This is a genomic window from Blautia hydrogenotrophica DSM 10507 (assembly GCF_034356035.1).
Classification (GTDB): domain Bacteria; phylum Bacillota; class Clostridia; order Lachnospirales; family Lachnospiraceae; genus Blautia_A; species Blautia_A hydrogenotrophica.
On record NZ_CP136423.1, the window covers coordinates 2,950,804 to 2,973,848 of the forward strand.

The 23,045-nt window shown below is 47.2% G+C and carries 21 protein-coding genes; 6 read left to right on the plus strand and 15 right to left on the minus strand.

The genetic code is table 11. The features are described 5' to 3' along the window. Positions 1–49 precede the first annotated feature (49 nt). Positions 50–307: a helix-turn-helix domain-containing protein gene (locus tag BLHYD_RS14160; protein ID WP_021845014.1), complete on the plus strand. Its 258-nt coding sequence runs from the start codon at positions 50–52 to the stop codon at positions 305–307. After that, a complete protein-coding gene (dapF, locus tag BLHYD_RS14165; RefSeq protein ID WP_005951329.1) occupies positions 304–1,140 on the plus strand; it encodes a diaminopimelate epimerase in 837 nt (278 codons plus the stop codon). The genes BLHYD_RS14160 and dapF overlap by 4 nt, the downstream gene beginning before the upstream one ends. Before the next feature lie 75 nt (positions 1,141–1,215). Here dapF and BLHYD_RS14170 read toward each other — a convergent pair whose 3' ends face one another. From BLHYD_RS14170 to BLHYD_RS14195, 6 genes are all read right to left on the minus strand, one after another. Further along, positions 1,216–2,016, minus strand: coding sequence for a class II glutamine amidotransferase domain-containing protein (locus tag BLHYD_RS14170; protein ID WP_005951327.1), 801 nt, complete (start codon positions 2,014–2,016; stop codon positions 1,216–1,218). Between the two features lie 93 nt (positions 2,017–2,109). Next, positions 2,110–3,054, minus strand: coding sequence for a hypothetical protein (locus tag BLHYD_RS14175; RefSeq protein WP_021845012.1), 945 nt, complete (start codon positions 3,052–3,054; stop codon positions 2,110–2,112). A 43-nt stretch (positions 3,055–3,097) separates the two neighbouring features. Then, complete coding sequence (locus tag BLHYD_RS14180; protein WP_005951323.1) at positions 3,098–4,516, minus strand: sensor histidine kinase; 1,419 nt, start codon at positions 4,514–4,516, stop codon at positions 3,098–3,100. Beyond that, positions 4,513–5,172 carry a response regulator transcription factor gene (locus tag BLHYD_RS14185; RefSeq protein WP_021845011.1) on the minus strand — a complete coding sequence of 220 codons (660 nt, stop codon included), beginning with the start codon at positions 5,170–5,172 and terminating at the stop codon, positions 4,513–4,515. The genes BLHYD_RS14180 and BLHYD_RS14185 overlap by 4 nt, the downstream gene beginning before the upstream one ends. Before the next feature lie 148 nt (positions 5,173–5,320). Continuing rightward, entirely contained in the window at positions 5,321–6,529 is a 1,209-nt protein-coding gene (gene hydF / locus BLHYD_RS14190) for a [FeFe] hydrogenase H-cluster maturation GTPase HydF (RefSeq protein ID WP_005951317.1), read from the minus strand. 55 nt (positions 6,530–6,584) lie between these two features. Further along, complete coding sequence (locus tag BLHYD_RS14195; protein WP_040350786.1) at positions 6,585–7,505, minus strand: LysR family transcriptional regulator; 921 nt, start codon at positions 7,503–7,505, stop codon at positions 6,585–6,587. 202 nt (positions 7,506–7,707) lie between these two features. On the opposite strand from BLHYD_RS14195, the gene BLHYD_RS14200 reads away from it, so the two are divergent. Further along, positions 7,708–9,342, plus strand: coding sequence for an FAD-dependent oxidoreductase (locus tag BLHYD_RS14200; RefSeq protein WP_260784524.1), 1,635 nt, complete (start codon positions 7,708–7,710; stop codon positions 9,340–9,342). A 128-nt stretch (positions 9,343–9,470) separates the two neighbouring features. Further along, entirely contained in the window at positions 9,471–10,424 is a 954-nt protein-coding gene (locus BLHYD_RS14205) for a 4Fe-4S dicluster domain-containing protein (RefSeq protein ID WP_005951308.1), read from the plus strand. A gap of 119 nt (positions 10,425–10,543) precedes the next feature. Here the strand turns inward: BLHYD_RS14205 and BLHYD_RS14210 are convergent, their stop codons facing one another. The 3 genes from BLHYD_RS14210 to BLHYD_RS14220 form a co-directional block, all read right to left on the minus strand. Further along, a complete protein-coding gene (locus tag BLHYD_RS14210) occupies positions 10,544–13,030 on the minus strand; it encodes a hypothetical protein (protein WP_313901933.1) in 2,487 nt (828 codons plus the stop codon). 237 nt (positions 13,031–13,267) lie between these two features. Then, complete coding sequence (locus tag BLHYD_RS14215; protein WP_005951302.1) at positions 13,268–14,434, minus strand: AI-2E family transporter; 1,167 nt, start codon at positions 14,432–14,434, stop codon at positions 13,268–13,270. Positions 14,435–14,560: 126 nt separating this feature from the next. Further along, positions 14,561–15,205 (minus strand): HAD family hydrolase, encoded by a 645-nt coding sequence (locus tag BLHYD_RS14220; protein WP_021845004.1) that lies wholly within the window; start codon positions 15,203–15,205, stop codon positions 14,561–14,563. Positions 15,206–15,474: 269 nt separating this feature from the next. On the opposite strand from BLHYD_RS14220, the gene BLHYD_RS14225 reads away from it, so the two are divergent. Both BLHYD_RS14225 and BLHYD_RS14230 read left to right on the plus strand, forming a co-directional pair. Next, positions 15,475–16,884, plus strand: coding sequence for an NCS2 family permease (locus tag BLHYD_RS14225; protein ID WP_005951298.1), 1,410 nt, complete (start codon positions 15,475–15,477; stop codon positions 16,882–16,884). 90 nt (positions 16,885–16,974) lie between these two features. Beyond that, entirely contained in the window at positions 16,975–17,874 is a 900-nt protein-coding gene (locus BLHYD_RS14230; protein WP_005951296.1) for a DMT family transporter, read from the plus strand. Between the two features lie 220 nt (positions 17,875–18,094). Here the strand turns inward: BLHYD_RS14230 and BLHYD_RS14235 are convergent, their stop codons facing one another. The 6 genes from BLHYD_RS14235 to BLHYD_RS14260 all read right to left on the minus strand — a co-directional run bounded on the left by BLHYD_RS14235 (position 18,095) and on the right by BLHYD_RS14260 (position 23,045). Continuing rightward, positions 18,095–18,253, minus strand: coding sequence for a hypothetical protein (locus BLHYD_RS14235; RefSeq protein WP_005951294.1), 159 nt, complete (start codon positions 18,251–18,253; stop codon positions 18,095–18,097). 24 nt (positions 18,254–18,277) lie between these two features. Further along, positions 18,278–18,571: a hypothetical protein gene (locus BLHYD_RS14240; RefSeq protein WP_005951293.1), complete on the minus strand. Its 294-nt coding sequence runs from the start codon at positions 18,569–18,571 to the stop codon at positions 18,278–18,280. Positions 18,572–18,886: 315 nt separating this feature from the next. Then, entirely contained in the window at positions 18,887–19,615 is a 729-nt protein-coding gene (locus BLHYD_RS14245; RefSeq protein ID WP_005951292.1) for a CoA-transferase, read from the minus strand. Beyond that, entirely contained in the window at positions 19,615–20,292 is a 678-nt protein-coding gene (locus BLHYD_RS14250) for a CoA transferase subunit A (RefSeq protein ID WP_005951290.1), read from the minus strand. The genes BLHYD_RS14245 and BLHYD_RS14250 overlap by 1 nt, the downstream gene beginning before the upstream one ends. 95 nt (positions 20,293–20,387) lie before the next feature. Further along, positions 20,388–21,767 carry an alanine/glycine:cation symporter family protein gene (locus BLHYD_RS14255; protein ID WP_005951289.1) on the minus strand — a complete coding sequence of 460 codons (1,380 nt, stop codon included), beginning with the start codon at positions 21,765–21,767 and terminating at the stop codon, positions 20,388–20,390. A 63-nt stretch (positions 21,768–21,830) separates the two neighbouring features. Next, positions 21,831–23,045 carry an aminotransferase-like domain-containing protein gene (locus BLHYD_RS14260; RefSeq protein WP_005951287.1) on the minus strand — a complete coding sequence of 405 codons (1,215 nt, stop codon included), beginning with the start codon at positions 23,043–23,045 and terminating at the stop codon, positions 21,831–21,833.

Here is a 23,045-nt window from a genome sequence, read left to right on the forward strand (position 1 = left end):
GAATCTCCCGTACCTTAATCTAAACAGATCAGGAGATATGTTCACAGCCATGAAAAATTTATATCAGAATAATTTTGATCTTTTCGGAAACAATCTGTCTCACTACCGCCGTCTGTGTGGTATGACACAGGAGGCTCTAGGACGTGCCGTCGGAATGAACCGAACCTATATCAGTGCCTTAGAACATGGACGTGCAAATCCAACCCTAAAGCTCATGTCTACACTGGCTATTGCTCTAAAAGTGGACGTCGGCAACCTACTGACGATTCCGAATGATTACCCTATTTCTGAGGAGGAACTGCAATGAAATTCACGAAAATGCATGGAATTGGCAACGACTACGTATATGTAAACTGTTTTCAAGAAAAAGTAGATAACCCGTCTGAGGTGGCAAAATTCGTCAGCGACCGTCATTTTGGCGTTGGTTCTGACGGATTAATTTTAATTAAGCCCTCTCAGATAGCCGACTGCGAAATGGATATGTATAATCTAGATGGTTCTCAGGGAGCTATGTGTGGAAATGGAATCCGCTGCGTTGCAAAATACGTCTACGACTACGGCATCGTCCCTAAGACCACGCTGCGCATCGCCACCAAGAGTGGAATCAAAGAACTGAATCTGACTGTGGAAAATGGAAAAGTCTCCCTGGTGAGAGTCAATATGGGCTCCCCAATCCTGGAGGCTTCTAAAATTCCCGTTGTCTCTGACCAAAGTCAGGCTGTCAACCAGCCAATAAAGGTAAACGGGCACACCTACTACTTCACGGGAGTCTCTATGGGAAACCCCCACGCCGTCGTATACCTGGACGATGTTGACAATCTGGATATTGAGAAAATTGGTCCTGCTTTCGAGAAACATCCCGTGTTCCCAGACCGTGTAAACACGGAATTTGTCAAAGTCATCGACCGGAAAACTCTAAAAATGCGAGTATGGGAACGAGGCTCCGGCGAGACTCTGGCCTGTGGTACCGGCGCCTGTGCCGTCGCAGTCTCTTCCATTCTGAATAATCTCACAGGAGAAGAAGTCACTGTGAAGCTCTTAGGTGGCGATCTAAAAATTCACTGGGACCGCCTGGAAAACCTTGTTTATATGACAGGGCCAGCCACCACAGTTTTTGACGGGGAAATCACGCTTCCCTGACCCCAACACGTACAGCTATAACACAGACAGAGCCTGAACGGAATTCCACTCCTTCCATCTAGGCTCTGTCTGCGTCTATCCTCTAATCGAGCGGTTCCCCGCCCGGTTCTTCCATCTTTGAAGCAGATAATAGAATATTCCAGACTTCTGTTCCGGTGCTTCTTTTTTGACCTCCTCTCCCTGGCTTTCCATCTCATGCAGATTCTCAAAATCCTCCTGTTCCCGCTGCTCAATCTCCTCTGGACAGTAGCACTGCAGCTTCAGGAGATTTTTCTCATAACGAAAATCTTGCCCTGCCGCCAGCTCATAGATTCCCCTGGGAAGATACTGCTCTTCCTCCTGGCCGCCCGTCGGCATCGCCGCCTTGCCCAGGAAGCTCACAAAAGCCAATATGCTCCCTAACGACGTGGCAAAGGCTAACCTTCCTCCTATCAAGGCATAATACAAAGGCCTACCTCCCCCTGCGTCTCTGGCCGCAAACAGTCGTTCCTCTTTTCTGTCCCAGATCACCAGCGCGTAGGAGCCTTCCAGATAATTTACAATCTCCTCCCCATACTCCTCATAGGCATGCAGTATGACTTCTTTATCGCCGCCGCATCGGAATGTATATCCCGCTGCTTCTAGACGCTTCCGAAGCATTTTGGCATTTGTAATTACACCGTCACATACCAGAGCCAGCCTTCCGTCGTCGCTGACCCGTGGCTGATGGCACCCCTTCACCTCCACAACCTCATCCTGCCTAAAGGCCATCGCTCCATTCTCCCAGTAATACTCTCCCAAATCATCCTCCTCGCAGTGATAAAGCTCCTGCATCATAGACTCCAGGACGATTCCCTGACTCTCCACTTTTCCCACAAAACCGCAGATACCGCACATGGTGATCCCTCCTTTCTCTACAAGCTATCTATCGTCCGTTCTGCCAAATACCTTTTCTTCTGTCATCTTTTATACTCCCCATCTTTACTGCTGTTACTCGGAAGAAGACCGTCCGTCTTTTGAGATCTCGACCTGCGTTTCTCCCGCCGCTGTCACTTCTATATCCAAATCTTTCACAATCCTCTCCACATCCGCTTTTTTCCACAGATTATCTTCCACCTTCAAGGATTTCAGAGTCTCCTCAATTTGAGGCATCCACTGCTTTTGCGCATCTTTATCACAAACTGTGCGCACAATCACGTTGCCTTCTGAAGTCGATAAGTAATAGACTTTTTCTTTTCCTTTTTCCCCGCTGTTTTCCATCAAAAGCGCCCCATAATCCTCTGCTCCCAGAACTGCTGCCTGGTACTGCGCCAACGAGATATAGCAATACTCTCCATCCGCAGAGTCAACCGAATACGCATAGGCTTCCCCGTCCTTAGTCTCCGCCTCAGGAATGAAGCTGTAATACACGTCCTGCCCCCCCTGCACAGAAATCTTAAATTCCGCGTTCTCGGACGGATCCGTATTTTCCTCTGTGCCCGACTTCTTCTGCTGCGCCTGTCCTCCTCTGACTGACGCCTCTTCTTTATCTGCGTCCTTTACCGTCTCGATTACTCCTTCGTAAAAACCTCTGCCTATCTCAATTCTGGCTTTCTGATCTTTGCTGACCAACGCCACAGTTCCATTTTCATCCTGCTGCTGAGTAAAGCTGTCTTTCGCATACGTCAGAGAGTACTGTCCCTCCTTTGAGACTGTTCCGACACCACTATCCGCCTGCTTTGCCGTCTGTGTCTTACGGGGCGTTTCTTTTTTGTCTGTCTTCGTCTCAGCATTTGCAGCCTTCACTGATTTCCCGTCATCCTTTGACGCCAATTCCAGCCCCATGCCCGCACTTTGAACTGTCACAGGCTCCCTCTCGATCTTCTGAGCACAGGCCGGCAGTACCAATGCCATAACAACTGCCAGGCCTGTGCAAATCCATTTTTCTCTCTTCATAAGTTTACCTCCGTCTTTGTCTTTTACTATTTTCAATCTCATTCTAAGACGAAGATTCTTCCGCCGTATTTCCAGGCTGTATCAGAGCTGTAACATTTCGCGGGAACCGAGCCGTGACTGTCGTCCCTTTTTCTTCCGCAGAATGAATTTCCAGCCAGCCTCCTAACTGCTCGACGATTTGCCGGCACAGATACAGGCCAATGCCGCTGCCTCCCGTCTGCCTGCTGCGGGATTTGTCTACCCGGTAAAAAGGTTCTGTCACCCGCTCTACTGCCTCAGCCGGGATTCCCCTGCCCCAGTCCTGCACCCTCAGGACAAAGCCATCCTCGCAGTTTTCCGCGCAGACTCGCACCCGCCCGCCTCTATCCGAATACAGAGCCGCGTTTCTCAGCAGATTCGACAGCAAAATGTACAGCAGCAGATAATCGCTGTTCACCGTCTGTCGTTCCCACTGGAATTCTACACGAACCTGCTGCTTTGCAAACAGCTGGTCTAAGTCCTGGCGCAAATCCGCCTCCAGGTCCCGAAGCTTCACCGGCTCAGCTTTCCATCCCTCCGCCCGTATCTTGTGCAGCTGCATTAATTTCTGGTACATCTGCTGAATCCTCCTGGCCTCGGACTCTATATTCTCCAGAGCCTTGATCTGCTGCTGCCTGGTACAGTTCGCAGTCTTCAAAAGCTGCGCGTATCCCAAAATGGAGGTGAGCGGCGTGTTGATCTCATGAGTCATGGCCTCGATAAACTGCTGTTTTCTGTCGGCCTCCTCTCTCAAATTCTCTTCCCGCTCCTCCACTGCCCGAGCCATGGAATTAAATGCCGCGCCCAGACGTCCAATCTCGTCGGTACCCTGTGCACAAAAAATCTCATAGTTTCCTTCGTTGACGCGGCCCGCGCTCTGTTCCAGTTTTTTCAGCGGTCTGGTCAATGCCTTCGAGATTAAGAGCGCTACCAAGGCGGTCACCGCCAGAAAAATACCCAGCCACACAGACAGATACCAGATCTGCGATTTCCGGTCCTCATAGACAGCCGTGATATCTCTTAAGTAAAACAGCACCTCTTCGGAATTTCTCCTGCCTGCTGTCATTATATAATAACGATGATCTGCCTTTGTAATCCTCAGTTTTCTCTGATTATTTTTCACATCCAGCATAGAGGCGTATATCTCAGGTTCGATTCCTTCCAGGCTCTGGTAAATACACTCTTCTTTTTTATAGAACGAAAAATAGATGCCTTTGTCTTCATAATACTTCCCATACCACTGCAGTCCCGGCAAAATTCCGCCGAAAATTTCCTCCGCATTGTCAATCGCCGCCGCCAAAAGCTCCATCTCTCCTAGAGAACGCTCCTGTTCCCGTCTTAAATTGTCCTTGTGATTTTCATAGATCTGAAAACATCCATAGAGAATGACCACAAAAAACGCGGTCAGAAAGATACCCAAAAAGATTTTATGCCATAGCTTCATACTGTTTTCCCCAAGCGGTAGCCGTATTTGTAGACCGTCTCAATCTCTTTCTCCCATCCCAGCTTCTTCCTCAGCCTCTGTATGTGAATATCCACCGTCCTAGTCTCCCCCTCATAGACATATCCCCAAGCCTGTTCCAGAAGCTGCTCCCTCGACAATGCCAGGTTGCAGTTTCGAATCAACACCTCCAACAGCGCAAATTCCTGGGCGGTCAACTCCACCGGATTTTGACCCCTGAACACCTTTCTCTGGGCAAAATTTACCGTCACCTCTCCCAGGCAGAATTCCTTCTCCTGCCTCCCGCACCTTCTCAGCACAGTCTCCACCCTGGCCAGCAGCTCAATGGACTCAAAAGGTTTGGTCACATAGTCGTCAGCTCCCAGCTTCAGCCCTTTTACCTTGTCCATCAAGCTGTCTTTCGCGGTGAGGTAGATCACCGGAACCTGCTTTTTCATAAAATAAGGCAGCAGTTCATACCCGTCCAGCTCCGGCAGCATAATATCCAGCAGAACCAAGTCCAGCTCCGCCCTCTGGTTCCACTCCAATGCCTCCTTCGAGGTAAATGCCTGTATCGCCCGGTGTCCCACCATCTCCAAATTCATGGAGATCAAATCATTGATTTTCTTCTCATCGTCCACTACCAGTATCACTGCCATAAAAAAACTCCTCACAGTCGGTTCATTCTCCGCGATGTCATGAAAACTTTGTCCCATTTACATCCGCGTCAATTATACCATACTGTGAGGAGAAAGTTGTTTCCAGCTTGTAACAACTTTGTCCGCTTACTTTACACCGCCACGCACCTTAGTCCTCCCTAAGCTCAGCCGCGACATCTGGAAACATCTGGACACTTCTCTTTAAAATGCCCTTGATATGGGCGATCAAAATTCCATAGTTGGTGATCGGCACCTTCTGATCCTGGGCACATTTTATCCGGTATTTCATCTCCCGCTCATTTAACATACACCCGCCGCAGTGAACGATCAGACGATAGGAGGAGAGCTCCTCCGGAAATTCCACCCCGGAAGTAAAGGCAAACTTTAACTCCTTGCCGGTATACTCCCGAATCCAACGGGGAATTTTCACAGTGCCGATATCATCGCACTGCCGGTGATGCGTACAGCCCTCAGAAATCAGCACAGTATCCCCGTCCGAAAGCCGGTCTAAAGCCGAGGCTCCGGCCACCGCTTCCGCTAGATTCCCTTTATATCTGGCAAACAAAATAGAAAAAGACGTCATCCAGATATCCTCTGGCGTGTCCTTGGCCACCCTCTCAAAGACCTGGCTGTCTGTAACCACCAGCCGCGGCTTTTTCCCCAGACTCTCCAAAGTCTCTCTCAGCGCATCCTCTCTCACCACAATTGAGACACCGTTGGAATCCAAAATATCCCGGATCGTCTGCTGCTGCGGCAAAATCAATCTGCCCTTAGGCGCAGCCTTATCAATGGGAATCACCAGGATGACAAAATCCGAAGGACGCAGCAAATCCCCGACAATTCGAAGTTTCGGTTCCTCTGTGACTGCCAAAGCCGCAATCTTTTCTTTCAGCTCATAGATCTTTTCTCCGGTCACAGCGCTGACATAGATTTCCCCCTCTCCCTCTGGCTGCCGTTCTTTTAACAAGTCGGCTTTATTATAGACAACCACATAGGGAATCTCTTTTTCCTTGATGATGGACAAAAGCTCCTGATCTGCCTCTTTCATTCCCACGGCAGCGTCCACCACTAAGACCGCCACGTCTGTCTTATTCAGCACCTGTCGGGCTTTCTTTACTCTCAGCTCTCCCAAAGCTCCCTCATCGTCCATTCCCGGCGTGTCAATAATCACCACCGGCCCTAAGGGCAGCAGCTCCATCGCTTTGCTCACAGGGTCTGTCGTCGTCCCCCTCACATCGGAGACTACCGCCAAATCCTGTCCTGTCACTGCGTTGACCACACTCGACTTACCCGCATTTCTCATTCCAAAAAAACCAATATGTACCCTGTCTGAAGAGGGCGTACTGTTCAATCCCATATTTTTATCCTCCTAAAACTCCCACGTATTTTCAAGGTTTGTACCTGGACTAAATTTATCTGTTCATCAGACTTCCCACCGGCACTTTAGCCAAGACGTCTCTTTCCCCGTAGTTTTTCACAATGCGTTCCAATTCCTTAATGCCCACAGTCAAAAACTTATCCTTGTGGTAGACAAAGCTAAACTTACGATTCCACTCCTGTTCCTCCTGGGCGAAGGCTTTCAGCCTTCCCTCTTTGACCTCAGTCTCGATCAGTCCCACTGACAGCACCGCCAGACACTGGTTGATCTGTACGGTCCGCAAAATCGCGGCCGGAGAGCTCTCCTCAAATACAACTTTGATCCGCACCCCATGTTTTTCCAGATAATTCTCAAACAGGGCCCTAGTCCCGCTGCCCTTTTCCCGCATGACGAACTCCTGATCTTTTAAATCGGAAGGATACAGTTTTTCCCGCTCCATAAACGGATGGTCCTTGCCGCACACTAACACCAAGTAATCATCAATCATAGGAATCGCCACTAAATCGCGACTCTGCACCTTGCCCTCGATGATTCCCACATCCAGCTCCATAGCCAGCAGCTTTTCTTCAATCGTCTGCGTGTTTCCTCCATAGCAATAGACATCTGTCTGAGGATGCTCCAGTCGAAATTCCCGGACAATCTCTGGCAGCGCCCGGCTGCCGACCGTCACCGTCGCGCCAATTCTGAGCCTCTCCTTCAAGTCTCTGAACATATGCTCCTCTAACTGGTCAAACTGAAATACCACCTGTTTCGCATAAGAGTAAAAGGTTTTCCCTGCCTCAGTGATGTAAAGTTTCTTGGATAACCGTTCAAACAGAAGAACCCGATAGTGTTCTTCCAACTCCCTGACCGCCTGGCTGACCGACGGCTGCGTGATATACAATTTTTTCGCGGCCTGACTCATCGTCCCACTGTCCGCCACCGCCAGAAAAATTCTGAGATGCCGAATCGTCATCAGTTTCACCTCCACCCTCTTGGCATTTATAGGTAATTACTATAATATATATAAGATTATAATAATTTACCTATGATAATTCAAGTGCTATAATAAAAGAAATCAAACACTTGGTAACAGTTCCGCCACGATAAGCGCGCAGTATGGCTTTACGAATGGGGCTGGATGAACTGTTACAACACTTAGAAAGAGGTATTGAGGTATGAAGGTATTAATCATTGGCGGTGTAGCTGCCGGCACAAAAGTCGCCGCGAAATTAAAACGCATGGAACGTGACGCACAAGTGGACATTCTTACAATGAGCAAGGATATCTCCTACGCAGGCTGCGGCCTCCCCTATTATGTGGGAGATCTGATTCACGAAAGAAGTGAACTTGTTGTAAACACGCCGGAAAAATTCGCCGCTTTGACCGGAGCAAATGTGGAAACAGAGGTGGAAGTCACCGGACTAAACCGTGAGTCCAAAACCGTCACCGCATTGGACCACAAGACCGGTGAGACCAAAGAGTATTCTTACGATAAATTGGTCATTGCCACCGGTGCTTCCCCGATCATTCCTCCTGTGGAGGGCATTCATCTGAAAAATGTCTTTGTCATGAGAACCCCGGACGATGCCGTCGCTTTGAGAGACGCCATCGAGGCCGGAGAAATCAAGCGCGCCGTCGTGGCAGGAGCCGGCTTTATTGGCCTGGAAGTAGCCGAAAATCTTCACGCAAAGGGAATTCGGACTACCGTCATCGACATGGCCCCTCAGATCCTGCCGCCGTTCGACCCTGAGATGGCAGAATACGCGGAAAATCACTTGGCTGATGAGGGAATCATGTGCTTTACCGGAACTACTTTAGAAGCTGTGATCGGAACTGAGAAAGTGGAAAAAGTAAAGACCAGCCGCAAAGCCTACAAAGCCGACGCGTTGATTCTGGCTCTAGGCATCCGTGCCAACACCGCATTTCTCGCTGACACAGGCATTGAACTGATGCCAAACCGCACAGTCAAAGTAAACGCCGGTCTGCGCACCAATGACCCGGATATCTATGCCATCGGAGACTGTGCCATGGTTACCAACCGTCTGACCCAGAACAGCACCTGGTCGCCTATGGGGTCCTCCGCTAACATTGAAGGACGTATGCTGGCCCAGGAACTGACCGGTGAGCCCCGTGAATACCCCGGTGTACTAGGCACCGGCATCTGCAAACTGCCCAACCTGAACTGCGGGCGTACCGGATTAGGAGAGGCAGCCGCAAAAGAAGCCGGCTTTGACCCAGTCAGCGTAATCACTGTCGTAGACGACAAGGCCCACTATTATCCCGGTGCCTCCTCCTTCATTGTCAAGATGATCGCTGACAGGCAGACGCAAAAACTTCTGGGACTACAGTGCATGGGCCCTGGCGCAGTGGACAAGATGATTGATATCGCCGTGATGGCCATCAGCCTGGGGGCCACCTTGTCTTCCATGGAATATTTGGATTTCGCCTACGCTCCTCCATTTTCCACTGCTATCCATCCGTTCGCCCACACACTGAACATCCTGCTGAACAAAATCAACGGAGAGCTGGACAGTTTTACCCCTACGGAATACCAGGCCAAAGCCGCACAGGGCTATACCGTGCTGGATGTCTCCATCACACCTACTCTGGAAGAGAAGGAGTACGTAAATCTCACTCAGATTGACTCCCAGCTTCCAAATCATCCCACGGATGAGAAAATACTTCTGGTCTGCGCAAAAGGAAAACGCGCTTACCTCACCCAGAACCGTCTGAAATACTATGGCTATACCAACACAAAAGTACTAGAAGGCGGCACTACCTTCAACGGAACTGAGATAGAGACGGAATAAGTTCTGTCACTGCGAAGACAACACATAAATAGAAAACAATCAACCACCATGTACGCCCAGAATTTCCTGCTCAAGGAAGACGGGGATGAACCGGGCGTGCCACAACACAGACATAGGAGGATTATAAAATGGCAACTTTAACTATCAGCCCCTTGGAAGAAAAAAGAGTCAAAGCTATGGGTTTTCTCAGCAACAAAGGGACCGATAACTTCTCAGCGAGAATTATCACCGTAAATGGAAAAATCACTGCTGAACAGCAGAAAGTGATCGCTGAGGCAGCAGAAAAATTTGGAAACGGAATCATCACTTTTACCACCCGTCTGACTATCGAAGTTCAGGGCGTGCCTTTTGATCAGATCGAGGCATTCCAAGAATACATCGCAAAGGCAGGGCTCAAAACCGGAGGTACTGGTTCCGTGGTTCGTCCTGTGGTCTCCTGCAAAGGCACCACCTGTCAGTATGGCCTTTTGGATTCCTTCGCCATCTCCGAGGAAATTCACCATCGTTTCTACGAGGGCTACCACACGGTAAAACTACCGCACAAGTTCAAAATCGCCGTGGGCGGATGTCCAAACAACTGTGTAAAGCCAGATCTGAATGATATTGGAATCATCGGGCAGCTGGTTCCCCAATTTGACGAAGATGAATGCAACGGTTGCAAAAAGTGCAGCGTCATTGACGCCTGTCCCGTCAATGCTGTCAAGATGGTCGACGGCGTTGCTGAAATCGATCCTGATATCTGCACAAACTGCGGACGCTGCATCGGACATTGCCATTTCGATGCCCTAGAGGAAGGAAAACCCGGATTTAAAATTTACATCGGCGGACGTTGGGGCAAAAAGGTCGCTCAGGGCCGCGCTCTCGGCAAAGTTTTTGAGACCAAGGAAGAGGCTTTAGATGTCATCGAGAAAGCAATTTTACTCTTCCGTGAGCAGGGAAAAACCGGGGAGCGTTTTGCAAAAACGATCGAGCGCCTGGGCTTTGAGAACGTGGAAAAGCAGCTTTTATCCAATGATCTGCTCGACAGAAAGCAGGCTATTTTAGATGCAGAGCTTCATCTGACCGGAGGAGCTACCTGTTAAAGTATGAGCGCTGCCGTATCCAGAAAACGGATACGGCAGCGCTCTTTCTTGTGTGATAGAAAATACATTGTCACGCTAATGCGCGAAATTTCTTCCCTATCACAGAAACACTCCGCTTCTCAGGTAGTAGGCGCGCTGAAGGAGACATTGTATTGTATCCACTGTACCCAGATGGAGATTCTGGCCCCATTTCTAGACCCAAACATCCGGACCACACACAAGGACCAGAGAGAGGATGTCGGGTCCTGCTGCCGCACTCTAATCCAATGCAACTCCTGTGAATCCATGTAGACTGTGTCATCTATCGTCGTCAGTGTGGAGATCTGCACATTGTCAAGATACTGCGCCTCCGTACTTCCCCCTCCATAAATACTGCTTCGGCTGATATCGGCGGTAATCGGGGTGGCCGTATCCTTTGACCGGACACTGATGCGCATAGTATTAGTACCCGTTTTCTGATAGTTGAGAATCAGATTCCCCACTGGCATATTAAACACACTGCCCGTCGTAGACATATCCAGCGAATAATTGGTAAAATTAGAATACAGATTTGGAGTTGTCACCGCCTGTTGGTCACTTGTAAAAGTAAGTTTATAGCTTACCGGTGTGCTTTCACTCACGGTCACCACAGGCCCCGGACCGACTGGCCCCGTCGCCCCGGTTGCTCCGGTGGCGCCTGTCGGACCTGTTGCTCCCGTCGGGCCAATTTCCCCTTGTGGACCTGTCGGACCCGTTGCTCCTACTGGACCTGTCACTCCGGTCGGGCCTGTTGGACCCGTTGGGCCGATTTCTCCCTGCGCTCCAGTGGCTCCCGTTGCACCGATTTCCCCTTGTGGGCCTGCCTCTCCGGTTGCTCCCGTTGGACCCGTCGGGCCGATTTCTCCCTGTGGCCCGGTCGCTCCCGTCGGGCCCGTTGCACCAACTTCTCCTTGTGGCCCGGTCGCCCCAGTTGGGCCGATCTCCCCCTGTGCTCCAGTGGCTCCCGTTGCACCGATTTCTCCTTGTGGGCCTGCCTCTCCGGTTGCTCCCGTCGGGCCCGTTGGGCCGATTTCTCCCTGTGGCCCGGTCACTCCCGTCGGGCCCGTTGCACCAACTTCTCCTTGTGGCCCGGTCGCCCCAGTTGGACCGATCTCCCCCTGTGCTCCAGTGGCTCCCGTTGGACCCGTTGGGCCGATTTCTCCCTGTGGGCCGGTCGCCCCAGTTGGACCGATCTCCCCCTGTGCTCCAGTGGCTCCCGTCGGGCCGATTTCTCCTTGTGGGCCTGCCTCTCCGGTCGCTCCCGTCGGACCCGTTGCACCAACTTCTCCTTGTGGGCCTGCCCCTCCGGTTGCTCCCGTCGGGCCTGTCGGGCCGATTTCTCCCTGTGGGCCTACCTCTCCGGTCACTCCCGTCGGACCCGTTGCACCAACTTCTCCTTGTGGCCCGGTCGCCCCAGTTGGACCGATTTCTCCTTGTGGGCCTGCCTCTCCGGTTGCTCCCGTCGGGCCCGTTGGGCCGATTTCTCCCTGTGGCCCGGTCACTCCCGTTGGACCCGTCGGGCCGATTTCTCCCTGTGGCCCGGTCGCTCCCGTTGGACCGATCTCCCCCTGTGCTCCAGTGGCTCCCGTCGGGCCGATTTCTCCTTGTGGGCCTGCCTCTCCGGTTGCTCCCGTCGGGCCCGTTGGGCCGATTTCTCCCTGTGGGCCTACCTCTCCGGTCGCTCCCGTTGGACCGATTTCTCCCTGTGGGCCGGTCTCTCCTATTTCTCCTTTTTCGCCAATCGGTAGGACAAAATCCAGCGAAATGCCCGTTTCTGTGGGGCTCGCCGTTACCTGCGCGTTTTCCCCCGCAATAACGTTTCCTACAGAAACTGTAGGTGAAACACCTGCTTCACCCTTTTCTCCCTGCGGACCAGTCTCTCCCGTTGCACCGGCCGGTATAACAAAATCCAAGGAAACTCCCGTCTCCGTAGGATTTGCCGTCACCTGTGCATTTTCCCCTGCCGTGACATTTCCTACAACGACTGTAGGTGAAGCACCATCATCCCCCTTCTCACCTTTTGGCCCGGTGGCTCCCGTCGGGCCTTGAATTCCCTGCTCACCCTGGGGGCCAGGACACCCCACTTCGCCTTGGGGTCCCTGTGGACCTGTGACTCCTGCAAATCCTTGTTCACCCTGAGGGCCCTGTTCTCCAGCCGGACCTCTCTCTCCTCGTTCTCCTCTCTCTCCTTTTGGTCCTACCGGGCCAGCCGGACCTGTATCACCTTTAGGACCCACAGGACCACGATCACCCTGAGGGCCAATTGCCCCTGGATTTCCCTGAATCCCCTGTGGACCAATGCTTCCTGGATCTCCTTTTGGTCCCGCATCCCCACGTACCCCCTGGGGACCTCTCGGACCAGCCGGCCCTGCTGCGCCCCTTGGCCCTGCCGGGCCAGGACAGCCACTGTCTCCTTTAGGGCCTTGCGGACCCATCGGACCACGTTCCCCACGTACTCCCTGCGGCCCTTGCGGACCAGGAGGACCCTGTGGACCAGTAGGCCCTTGGACTGCCACAAAAGAATCATTAGGTTGAGAACAGGAACAATTATTATTGCGATTGGAATTACAATTTCCAAAATAGTTCATATATACTAACCTCCGAAAAATATGAAAAAGTTTATTATAGAATATGAAGCTATCCAGGCATTGGTTATCCTACCACACTATAGGCCCTCATAATCTCTCATCGCAGCGTACAAATCCACAGCGGAACGTTTTTGTTGCGGGAAATCTTCGCACATTATCGTGACAAAGTTTTTCCCATAAACAAAAAAGGACTTCCTGTGACTCTACTCATGTCACAGAAAGACCTTAATTTCTCCATTAAGACTCCATGTCTTCTTCTACTTCTTCCCCCATCTCCTTTTTTCTTATCTCCAAACGGTAATGCACCCATTCTCGAAAAAGAGAATACACTACAGAAGTCAACGGAATAAAAATCAGCATACCCGCGACTCCCATCAAATTTCCTCCCACAGTCACAGCCACTAGCACCCAAATCGACGGAAGTCCAACAGAACCGCCCACCACATGCGGATAGATCAAGTTTCCCTCGATCTGCTGAAGAATCAAAAAAATCACTATAAATATCAACGCCTTCGCAGGACTCACCATCAACAGCAACAAAACGCTGACTGCACATCCGATAAACGCTCCAAAAATCGGTATCAGCGCGGTAAAACCAATTAATACTCCGATTAAAAGTGCATAGGGAAATTTTAAAATGGTCAGAAGCACAAAAAACATCGTCCCTAAGATCACAGCCTCTATGCACTGGCCCGTGACAAAATTGGCAAATGTCCGGTAACTCAAGCTTAAAACATGAAACGTATATGTTTCAGATTTTTCCGGTAGAATCGCTCTCAGAGCCATTTTAACCTGACGTCCCAGTTTCTCCTTTTGAAGTAATATATAACAAGCAAATACAAAGCCAATACAGCCATTCGTCATGGCTTTAACAATTCCCATCGTCACCGTCCAAGTGGAACTGAGCACACTACTGGCTCCATTTCTAAGTACATCTAGAGCAGAAGCAAGTGCCTTGTGCCAATCCAAATCCAACTGCGCAATCCATTCTGAGATTTGTTCGTTATCCTGAAACAGCTCTGCCGCCCATCTTTGTACCTGAGGAACCGTACTCTCAATCGTTTTGCCCAATGCTACCAAAGTTTTCCCAAGTTCCGGTACCACCACCAGGACCACTAACAAAATGATGCAAACCACCAGACACAACGCTCCTATCAAAGATACAGGTCTGGCAAATCTGCGCTTGCTACCGTCTTTACGTACAAATAATTTTTCTTCTAAAAAATGCATAGGGACATTTAGAATAAATGCCATCGCTGCTCCCAACACAAACGGAAAGAGAATCTGCCATAATAATCCTACAATCCCCAAGACCTTATCGAAATTTTGCAGGCCAACTAATATCAAGATGGTAAAGACGATCAAACCCATCATTTTTTTCATATTCTCTTTGTCTAATCGCATACTTTTATTCCTCTTTTAAATGCTCGCCAAAAATTGTCATTTTATACCTTCATTTTTTACTTACACTCTAAGTCTGTACGAGACTCATCTACCTTAGACTACCAAAAACTTCAGGCACGCATAAATTTATCCTTGCAGCTGCACATAACTGTCCACATATCTATCACACAACTCTTGCAGATAAGCTCTGCGGTCTGCCATCGTCTCATCGAAAATTCCTACTGTATAAAAACCTGCTTTTTTCGCTGTCTCTAGAGCAAAATCCGCATCTTCATACACGGTTGTCTCCCAAGGCTTTCCGCCTAGTCGCCGGGTCGCTTCCATATAACATCCCGGTTCTGTCTTTCCTCCTCCGGCTTCCTCACAGTCCATCACAAATTCAAAATATTTTCCAATATTTAATCTGTCAAAAGCCAGTTTCGCCATGTAAGACGGAGTCGCCGTGAGCACTCCCATTTTAACTCCTTGCTCCTGCAAATAAGACAGGTATTCCCTGACTCCTTTCTTCAAAGGCAGGGTCTCCCTGTAGGCATCTTCAATCTGCCTGTTTAACCCCCGAATAATCTCCTGAGGTGTGGCCTTCACTCCCAACTCTCTGTGAAAGTACTCCGCTCCTTCTAGCATACTCATAGTAGCTAGATGTTCCTCTAAATCCTCCGGCGGTCTGATTCCTATAAGCTCCAGATAATTGCGCCCTAAATTTTTCCACACTTTCATGGAATCCAAAAGAGTTCCATCCATGTCAAATATCGCATAAGGATAAGTTTTCATTTTTCCTCCCGTCTTTCGTTCTTTCTTCACGCTAAAAGTCTATGTGGGATATCATAACACCATCTCAAGTTTTTTCCCATAAAAATAATTTTCTAAAATATTAAATTTTTATAAAAAAGGAATTGACACAAAAATAATCCTAAAGTATAGTTAATTATGATAGAAAATTCACAATGAATAGGAATTGTTGAACTGTCAGCCCGAAAAATCAGATTTCACACCTGAGATTCAGGCTGACAAAATTGCTTGTTTAGGGAAGGAGATTTCACATGAACCTAGAGAAATTCTTTCATTTGAAAGAAAACAACACCACAGTTAAGACCGAGATTCTAGCAGGAATTACCACGTTCATGACCATGGCCTATATTCTGGCCGTAAATCCTAACATTCTATCCTCAACTGGGATGGATCACGGCGCGGTATTCACCGCTACCGCAGTAGCGGCCTTTCTTGGAACACTATGTATGGCCCTGTTTGCCAACTATCCATTTGCTCTGGCTCCTGGAATGGGCCTGAATGCTTACTTTGCATACACAGTCGTTCTTGGAATGGGATATTCCTGGAAAGTTGCCCTGGCCGCTGTTCTCGTGGAAGGTATTATCTTCATCGTGCTCTCTCTTTTGAATGTACGAGAAGCCATCTTCGATGCAATACCTTTTAATTTGAAAAAAGCTGTCAGTGTGGGAATTGGTTTGTTTATTGCATTTATTGGCCTGCAAAACGCCAAGATCGTAATTGGTGGTTCCACTTTGTTAAGCCTGTTCTCGGTAGATAACTATAATGCCATTTTACAGAAAGACGCCACTGTGAATGGTACTGAATTCGTAGCAGCCTCAGCAAATGATGTGGGAATCACTGTATTATTAGCAATTATTGGAATCATCATCACAGGGGTTCTGGTAGCTAAAAACATCAAGGGAAATATCTTGTGGGGTATTTTGATTACTTGGCTTTTGGGAATTATCTGTCAGTTTACAGGTCTTTATGTCCCGAATCCTGATCTCGGATACTATTCCTTACTTCCAGATTTCAGCAGTGGTATTTCCATTCCAAGTCTGTCTCCAATCTTCGCAAAATTCAGTTTGGAAGGTATCCCGATTTTGGAATTTATCGTCATTGTTTTCGCCTTTTTGTTTGTAGATCTGTTCGACACTCTGGGAACTTTAATCGGTGTATCTGCAAAAGCTGATATGCTGGACAAAGATGGAAAACTGCCACGTATCAAAGGTGCCCTCATGGCCGACGCTGTAGCTACAACTGCTGGTGCGGTACTGGGTACTTCCACGACTACTACCTTCGTAGAAAGTGCTTCCGGTGTCACTGAGGGAGGACGTACCGGCCTGACAGCCATTACAACCGCTATTTTGTTTGGGTTGTCCTTATTCCTATCACCTATTTTCCTGGCGATCCCTTCCTTTGCCACTGCTCCTGCTCTGGTAATTGTAGGATTCTATATGCTAAGTGCAGTGTCAGACATTAAGTTTTCTGACCCTGCTGAAGGAATTCCGGCTTTCATCTGTATAGCGGCAATGCCTTTCTTCTACAGTATCTCAGAAGGCATCTCCATGGGTGTCATCTCTTACGTTGCCTTAAACCTTCTGATCGGCAAAGGAAAGAAAGTGAGCCCGGTTATGTATATACTGGCGATACTATTTATTCTAAAATATATTTTGATTTAATTAGACAGTTAAATCACAGAGCCAGAGACAGATCTTCCATGTCTCTGGTTCTTTCTTTTTTTGATAATTCTTTAAACTTGAGGTGAGAATATGAAAAACGTACAACTGCGCAACTCTTTTCTTCTGCTGCTTACCGCATTTATCTGGGGCACGTCCTTCGTCGCTCAAAGTGTGGGAACCGACTATGTTCAGCCTTTCACTTTCAATGGCATCCGTTCTCTGATCGGAAGTCTTGTTCTGCTCCCCTGTATTGCTTTCCTTGACCGAAAAACTTCCTCTCCCCCAAAGTCACCGAAAAATTCCAAAGATCTGATTCTTGGTGGTACCTTGTGCGGGATACTGCTGTTCGCTGCCGCTAATTTTCAGCAATTCGGCATTCAATATACAACTGTCGGCAAAACTGGTTTTATCACTGCCTGCTACATCGTTATCATTCCTATCTTCGGCCTGTTTTTGAAGAAAAAATGCACCCCTTTCATCTGGCTCAGCGTCCTGCTCGCTTTAGTGGGACTCTACTTTCTGTGTATCACAACCGATTCTCTCTCCATAAATTTTGGAGATTTTCTGGTGTTTATTTGTGCAATTTTGTTTTCATTCCACATCCTGGTCATTGACCACTTTTCACCTCTGACCAATGGAATAAAGCTATCCTGCATCCAATTTTTCGTGTGCGGTATTTTATCTATCATCTGTATGTTTCTCTTTGAACAACCAGACATTTCCCTTATTCTCTCGGCCTGGGCGCCTCTAATGTACGCAGGAGTTCTCTCTTGTGGTGTAGCCTATACCTTACAGATTGTAGGTCAAAAGGATATGAATCCCACTGTCGCCGCCCTGATACTCAGCCTGGAGTCTTGTATTTCCGTGCTGGCTGGCTGGATTCTTCTAGGAGAGGCTTTGAGCCATCGGGAAATTTGGGGCTGTATTCTCATGTTCACCGCAATTATTCTAGCACAGCTCCCAGTTAAACCTTCCTCGGTAGACAACTAAGAAAATTCTTACCATAACAAAAGAATTCTGCGAGACATGATTCTCCACCTGAGGCATGCGAATCTATAGCGAAGCGTTTGTGTAATGGGAAAGGACTTTTACGAAATAGCGTGACGAGATCTTTCCTATTTATATGAAAAAGACATTGCCTCTCAGATGCCATCCATCTAATCGGCAATGTCTTTTAATTAACAAATTATATTAACCGCATTTACATCGGTTAAAGCATCTTTTCGTGGCACAGGACCTTCTCTCTCAAAGAAGAACTCGGCCATACATGACCTTTAGAAACTACATATACACAGAGCTGAGACAAAACTGGTATTGTCTTTCCCGTCCTTGGACAGCTCTCATAGCCGTCCATCGTATTCTGTGCCATCTTCAGTTACGCCATCTTTTTATATTATAAAAGTTCCCCATCTACAACAGAAACGTCCACTGTCTGATCTGCACTAGCCACTTCCTGGCTTAATACTGTCTCAGGGAAACTCACTGTCTCTGTACTGCTGGTACTATATGCACAAAAGATTCCCCACACAGCAACTGCCAATATAGCCGCCGCAGTCACAATCATGGCAACTAGATTATTTCTGGACTCTTCCTTTGCTGCCGCTGCATAATTCTCACTCTTTTTATAAAATGTTGTTTTCTTGTCTCCAAACTTCGGATAATAATTTACACTTGTCTTTGCGTTCATTGTTCATCCCTCACTAATCTAATGTATTTTAAAAATTCTTGTTTATCACATACTATGTCTCATTTCCGTGCCAAGTATGTTATAACATATTTTATTCAAAAAGAAAAGAGAGAATGATAAATTTTTATCATTGCTGCAAAAAGTACAAATTTCAGCAATGTTTTTTGTGCATTATAACAGTCTGACAATTATTATTTTCAAATATCTGCCAAAAAAGGCAGACATCCCGCAACATAATAGCAGAAAAACTCTATCTGTCAGTTACGAAACTGCCTGCCTTCCTATATAAAAAGGATAATGGAAACAATTTAATACTTACATCAGCATCTCGCAGACCTCGTCCGCGAAATACAGAGGCGCGTCCGTCTTGGCCTGCAGCTCCTCCCGGGTGATGCCCGGTGCCATGGCCGTGACAGTCATCTTATGATTCTTGCACTGAATGACGCAAAGTTCCGTGACAATCGTGTTTACACATTCCACGGCGGTCAGCGGAAGTGTACATTTTTTCAATAGTTTTGGGACACCATATTTATTACAATGTTCTGTAGCCACAATTACCCTCTTCGAACCACTTACCAGATCCATCGCTCCGCCCATACCGCTGAGCTTTTTACCCGGAATCATCCAATTTGCAAGATTTCCCTCCATATCCACTTCTAACGCTCCCAAGACAGTAGCATCTAAATGCCCGCCTCTGATAATCGCAAAGGAAAGCGCACTGTCAAAACAACACGCTCCTGGAAGCAATGTAACAAATATGTCATTTGCATTTCCCAAATCTTTATGACCCACTTTCCAGTCTCCGTCTTCTCCTCCGTTTCTCTTCATCCATCCCACAACACTTTCATAATTATCAAAGTCCCACGGGAATGGTAATTCTTTATCTACCCCAATACAGCCATTCTCTCCTTGAAACCATACGGTCATGCCTTCCGGTACATAATTTCCTACTAGAGTCGGAATACCCACACCTAAATTCACAACATCACCATCATGCAGCATCGCCGCAATATTTTTTGCAATCATTTCTCTCTTACCTGCCATTAGAATATCGCCTCCTCCGCCAGCACAATATTGTCGATAAAAATTCCTGGAAGCTGCACTTGATCCGGCTCAATTTCCCCCACTTCTACCAGCTTCTCTACCTCTAAAATAACCAGATCGGCTGCTGTTGCCATAACCGTATTAAAATTAGCTGCCGTATATTTGAAAATCGCATTTCCCTGCCTATCCGCTTTATAAGCCTTAACCAAAGCCACATTTGCTCGAAGTGGAAGTTCCAATATGTGCTTTTTACCATTGATCATTTTCGTTTCTTTTCCTTCTTCTGCCACAGTCCCTACTCCTGTAGGTGTGTAAAAGCCTCCAATGCCAGCTCCACCTGCCCGTATACGTTCTGTCAAGGTTCCCTGGGGAACTAACTCCACATTTAATTTTTTTTCGAAGATCAAGCGATTCGCATCTGGATTTGCTCCTATAAAAGAGGTAATACTTTTACTTACCTGTTCATTTTCAAACAGTCGTCCCGGACCTTGTAAATATGGCAATCCACCATAACCCAAGTCTTCAGAAATCAATGTCAAATTATTGACCTGTGGTCTTTTCGCCAACTCATATAATAAATGCAAAGGACACCCGAAATTCGTAAAACCCCCCAGCATGATCGAATCTCCACTCCGAATTTTGTCAATTGCAGTTTTGATATCAACTACCTTATTCATCTGTCTCTCCCTTCAGAATGATCTATTTTTAAGCCACTCTATCATGTAAAAGCAAATACCTATATATTTTTATTTGGTTTACATTTTTCAACACTTTATCTCACTCTATCCCGCGTTAAAGTTCCCACATATTCTCCCGTTAACTTAGAGATTTTCTTTCGGCACATAAACAATGTAAACAGACAAGTAAACATGCAAAACGCTAAAGCAAAATCTGTAAAGCTCCAAAGAAATTCTAGGGAAGCTACTGAACCAACCACTGCTGAGACACAAATCAGACAACGATAGATAACCGTCACATGCCTCGATATCCTTTCATTTTTGATTAAATACATCACACAGACTTCTCCGTAATATGCACATACCATCGCTGTTGTAAAAGCAAACAATGCAATGATACTACCAACAAATAATGCTCCATACCAAGCATTATGAAAGAAAGCTGAGAATGCTGCTGTAGTAAGTGCCGTTCCAGTTAATCCCGTATCCAAAACACCAGTTGTCAGTATTACCAATGCTGTACTGCTACAGACAATGGTATCTACCACAACTTCCACTGCTCCCCACATTCCCTGAAGTACCGGATGCTCCACTTCCGCTGTAGAATGTGCGAAGGCTACATCTCCACTGGCAGCTCCATTTGAATAAAATCCTCTCATAATCCCGTATCGGATCGCCATACTGGCTGATGCACCGGCAAAGCCCCCTGCTGCCGCAGATCCTGTAAACGCAGACACAAGCACCTCTTTCAGCACTCCTGGAAGTTGGGGGATATTCACCAAAAGTACGATAAAGCTTACCCCTACATACAGAATCGCGGCAAATGGAACAATTTTATTGGAGACATCACCTAAACGATGGATGCCGCCTAACAATACAAAAGCAATCAGTATGGCTGCAAGGATACCAACAATAATAGGTGGAAATTCCAGTACTCCATGGAATGCTCCCACTACGGAATTAATCTGGGTAGCTTCTATGATGAAATTTGATGTACCATAAATCAGTGCGTACATAATAGCCATCCATTTCCAATTTTTTCCGAGTCCTTTTTCCATGTAATACATGATACCACCACGGTATACACCTGTCCTGGCATCTGATTCTTTGTAAAAAGAACCAAGTATAACTTCTGAGTATTTAATCACAACACCTAAAAGTCCAGCAATCCAAATCCAAAAAAGTGCACCTGGGCCGCCGGAAGCCAGTGCAATGGCAATTCCGGCGATATTTCCCACGCCAAGAGTATTTCCCAATGCCGCGCAGCAGGCCGAAAATGAGGAAAGGCCTTTTTCCGTTGATTTTTCCTGCCGGAACCCATTCACAATCTGATGTACAATATGTCTGAAATGTCGAAATACAAATCCTCTTGTAGAAATCGTAAGAATAATTGAGACAACGCTTGCTGCATAAAGTACAGGCATACCACAGAGATAATTTGCTGCATTAATGATGAAAGAAAAAAAATTGTCCATACTGTACGTCTCCTCTGTTTTGCATGTGTATCCAAACAATGTTTACATATTCTTCGATTGCACTTATGCTTTGTCTACCCACTCCTCCAATGCTTCCCGAATTAAATGAACGCAAAATTGTATCTCTTCTTCCGATGGCACTGAAAAATTCAGACGAATTGCATTCACATCACTCCCATCAGGTCTGTATGCAGAACCACATACCGTAATCAATTTTTTCTTATCAATTAAATACCGGGTAAATTCGTCTCCTGATATATGTGAGGGTAAAGTCAGCCATACAAAGAATCCTCCTTCTGGATGAGTCCATGTTGCTTTCCCTGTCAACTCTTTCTCTAAGGCATTCATCATAGTATCTCGTTTGGAACGATATAGAGTACAGCAATCCTGTATATGTGCACTCAGATCATAATTTTCTATATATCTCGCTGCAATCCGCTGATTATACCCTGGATTGTTCATATCCTGGCACTGTTTTCCAACAGTTAATTTTGCCAATACATTTTTATTCGCAATCGCAAATCCCAAGCGCACTCCTGGTGTAAGAACTTTTGATAAAGATCCTGCGAAAATCACGTGACCGGTCTTGTCCAAACTCTTAATGGAAGGCACATATTCCCCTGAATAACGCAGCTCAAAATAAGGACTGTCTTCCAAAATCATCACATCATATTTTACAGCCAGATCATAAATTGCCTGTCGTCTATCCAACGTTGTAACAATACCCATAGGGTTCTGGAAAGTCGGAATCAAATAAATTAATTTTACATGTTCTTCTTTTTGAAGCATTTCTTCCAGAGCATCAGGGAGCATTCCTTCTTCGTCCGTTTTTACCCCTACTACTTTTCCCTCATACCCCCAAAAAGCTGAAATTGCACCAGAATAGCTGTGTTCCTCCGTCAGTACAACATCACCGCTGTTAAGAAAGCACTTTGCAGTCAAGTCAATTACCTGCTGTGCTCCGGTAAAAATCTGTAGATCATCCGTCTTTGGATTTCCATTTTTATAGTATTCCATATAACGTTTCTTTAATTCTTTTCTAAGTGGGTCGTCCCCTTCTGTAACCCCATAAGAAAAGATTGCATCCACCATGGAATGATCTCTTGAGCATTCTTCATAAATCTGCTTCGAAATTTCTTCCATTTCCTTTACCGGAAACGTCTTTAAGGAAGGATTACCAGCTCCAAGTGAATGCATCCCCGGCAATGTCCATACTTTATAAAGTTCTCGCACAATCGAAGGTTCCGCTGTTTTCATACGTTTTGCTAGCTCTGTCAT

Bases quoted from the DNA above. Each gene is read 5' to 3' on its own strand.
- BLHYD_RS14160 (WP_021845014.1), top strand. From the start codon at position 50: ATGAAAAATTTATATCAGAATAATTTTGATCTTTTCGGAAACAATCTG.
- dapF (WP_005951329.1), top strand. From the start codon at position 304: ATGAAATTCACGAAAATGCATGGAATTGGCAACGACTACGTATATGTA.
- BLHYD_RS14170 (WP_005951327.1), bottom strand. From the start codon at position 2,016: ATGTGCGGTATCTGCGGTTTTGTGGGAAAAGTGGAGAGTCAGGGAATC.
- BLHYD_RS14175 (WP_021845012.1), bottom strand. From the start codon at position 3,054: ATGAAGAGAGAAAAATGGATTTGCACAGGCCTGGCAGTTGTTATGGCA.
- BLHYD_RS14180 (WP_005951323.1), bottom strand. From the start codon at position 4,516: ATGAAGCTATGGCATAAAATCTTTTTGGGTATCTTTCTGACCGCGTTT.
- BLHYD_RS14185 (WP_021845011.1), bottom strand. From the start codon at position 5,172: ATGGCAGTGATACTGGTAGTGGACGATGAGAAGAAAATCAATGATTTG.
- hydF (WP_005951317.1), bottom strand. From the start codon at position 6,529: ATGGGATTGAACAGTACGCCCTCTTCAGACAGGGTACATATTGGTTTT.
- BLHYD_RS14195 (WP_040350786.1), bottom strand. From the start codon at position 7,505: ATGACGATTCGGCATCTCAGAATTTTTCTGGCGGTGGCGGACAGTGGG.
- BLHYD_RS14200 (WP_260784524.1), top strand. From the start codon at position 7,708: ATGAAGGTATTAATCATTGGCGGTGTAGCTGCCGGCACAAAAGTCGCC.
- BLHYD_RS14205 (WP_005951308.1), top strand. From the start codon at position 9,471: ATGGCAACTTTAACTATCAGCCCCTTGGAAGAAAAAAGAGTCAAAGCT.
- BLHYD_RS14210 (WP_313901933.1), bottom strand. From the start codon at position 13,030: ATGAACTATTTTGGAAATTGTAATTCCAATCGCAATAATAATTGTTCC.
- BLHYD_RS14215 (WP_005951302.1), bottom strand. From the start codon at position 14,434: ATGCGATTAGACAAAGAGAATATGAAAAAAATGATGGGTTTGATCGTC.
- BLHYD_RS14220 (WP_021845004.1), bottom strand. From the start codon at position 15,205: ATGAAAACTTATCCTTATGCGATATTTGACATGGATGGAACTCTTTTG.
- BLHYD_RS14225 (WP_005951298.1), top strand. From the start codon at position 15,475: ATGAACCTAGAGAAATTCTTTCATTTGAAAGAAAACAACACCACAGTT.
- BLHYD_RS14230 (WP_005951296.1), top strand. From the start codon at position 16,975: ATGAAAAACGTACAACTGCGCAACTCTTTTCTTCTGCTGCTTACCGCA.
- BLHYD_RS14235 (WP_005951294.1), bottom strand. From the start codon at position 18,253: ATGGCACAGAATACGATGGACGGCTATGAGAGCTGTCCAAGGACGGGA.
- BLHYD_RS14240 (WP_005951293.1), bottom strand. From the start codon at position 18,571: ATGAACGCAAAGACAAGTGTAAATTATTATCCGAAGTTTGGAGACAAG.
- BLHYD_RS14245 (WP_005951292.1), bottom strand. From the start codon at position 19,615: ATGGCAGGTAAGAGAGAAATGATTGCAAAAAATATTGCGGCGATGCTG.
- BLHYD_RS14250 (WP_005951290.1), bottom strand. From the start codon at position 20,292: ATGAATAAGGTAGTTGATATCAAAACTGCAATTGACAAAATTCGGAGT.
- BLHYD_RS14255 (WP_005951289.1), bottom strand. From the start codon at position 21,767: ATGGACAATTTTTTTTCTTTCATCATTAATGCAGCAAATTATCTCTGT.
- BLHYD_RS14260 (WP_005951287.1), bottom strand. From the start codon at position 23,045: ATGACAGAGCTAGCAAAACGTATGAAAACAGCGGAACCTTCGATTGTG.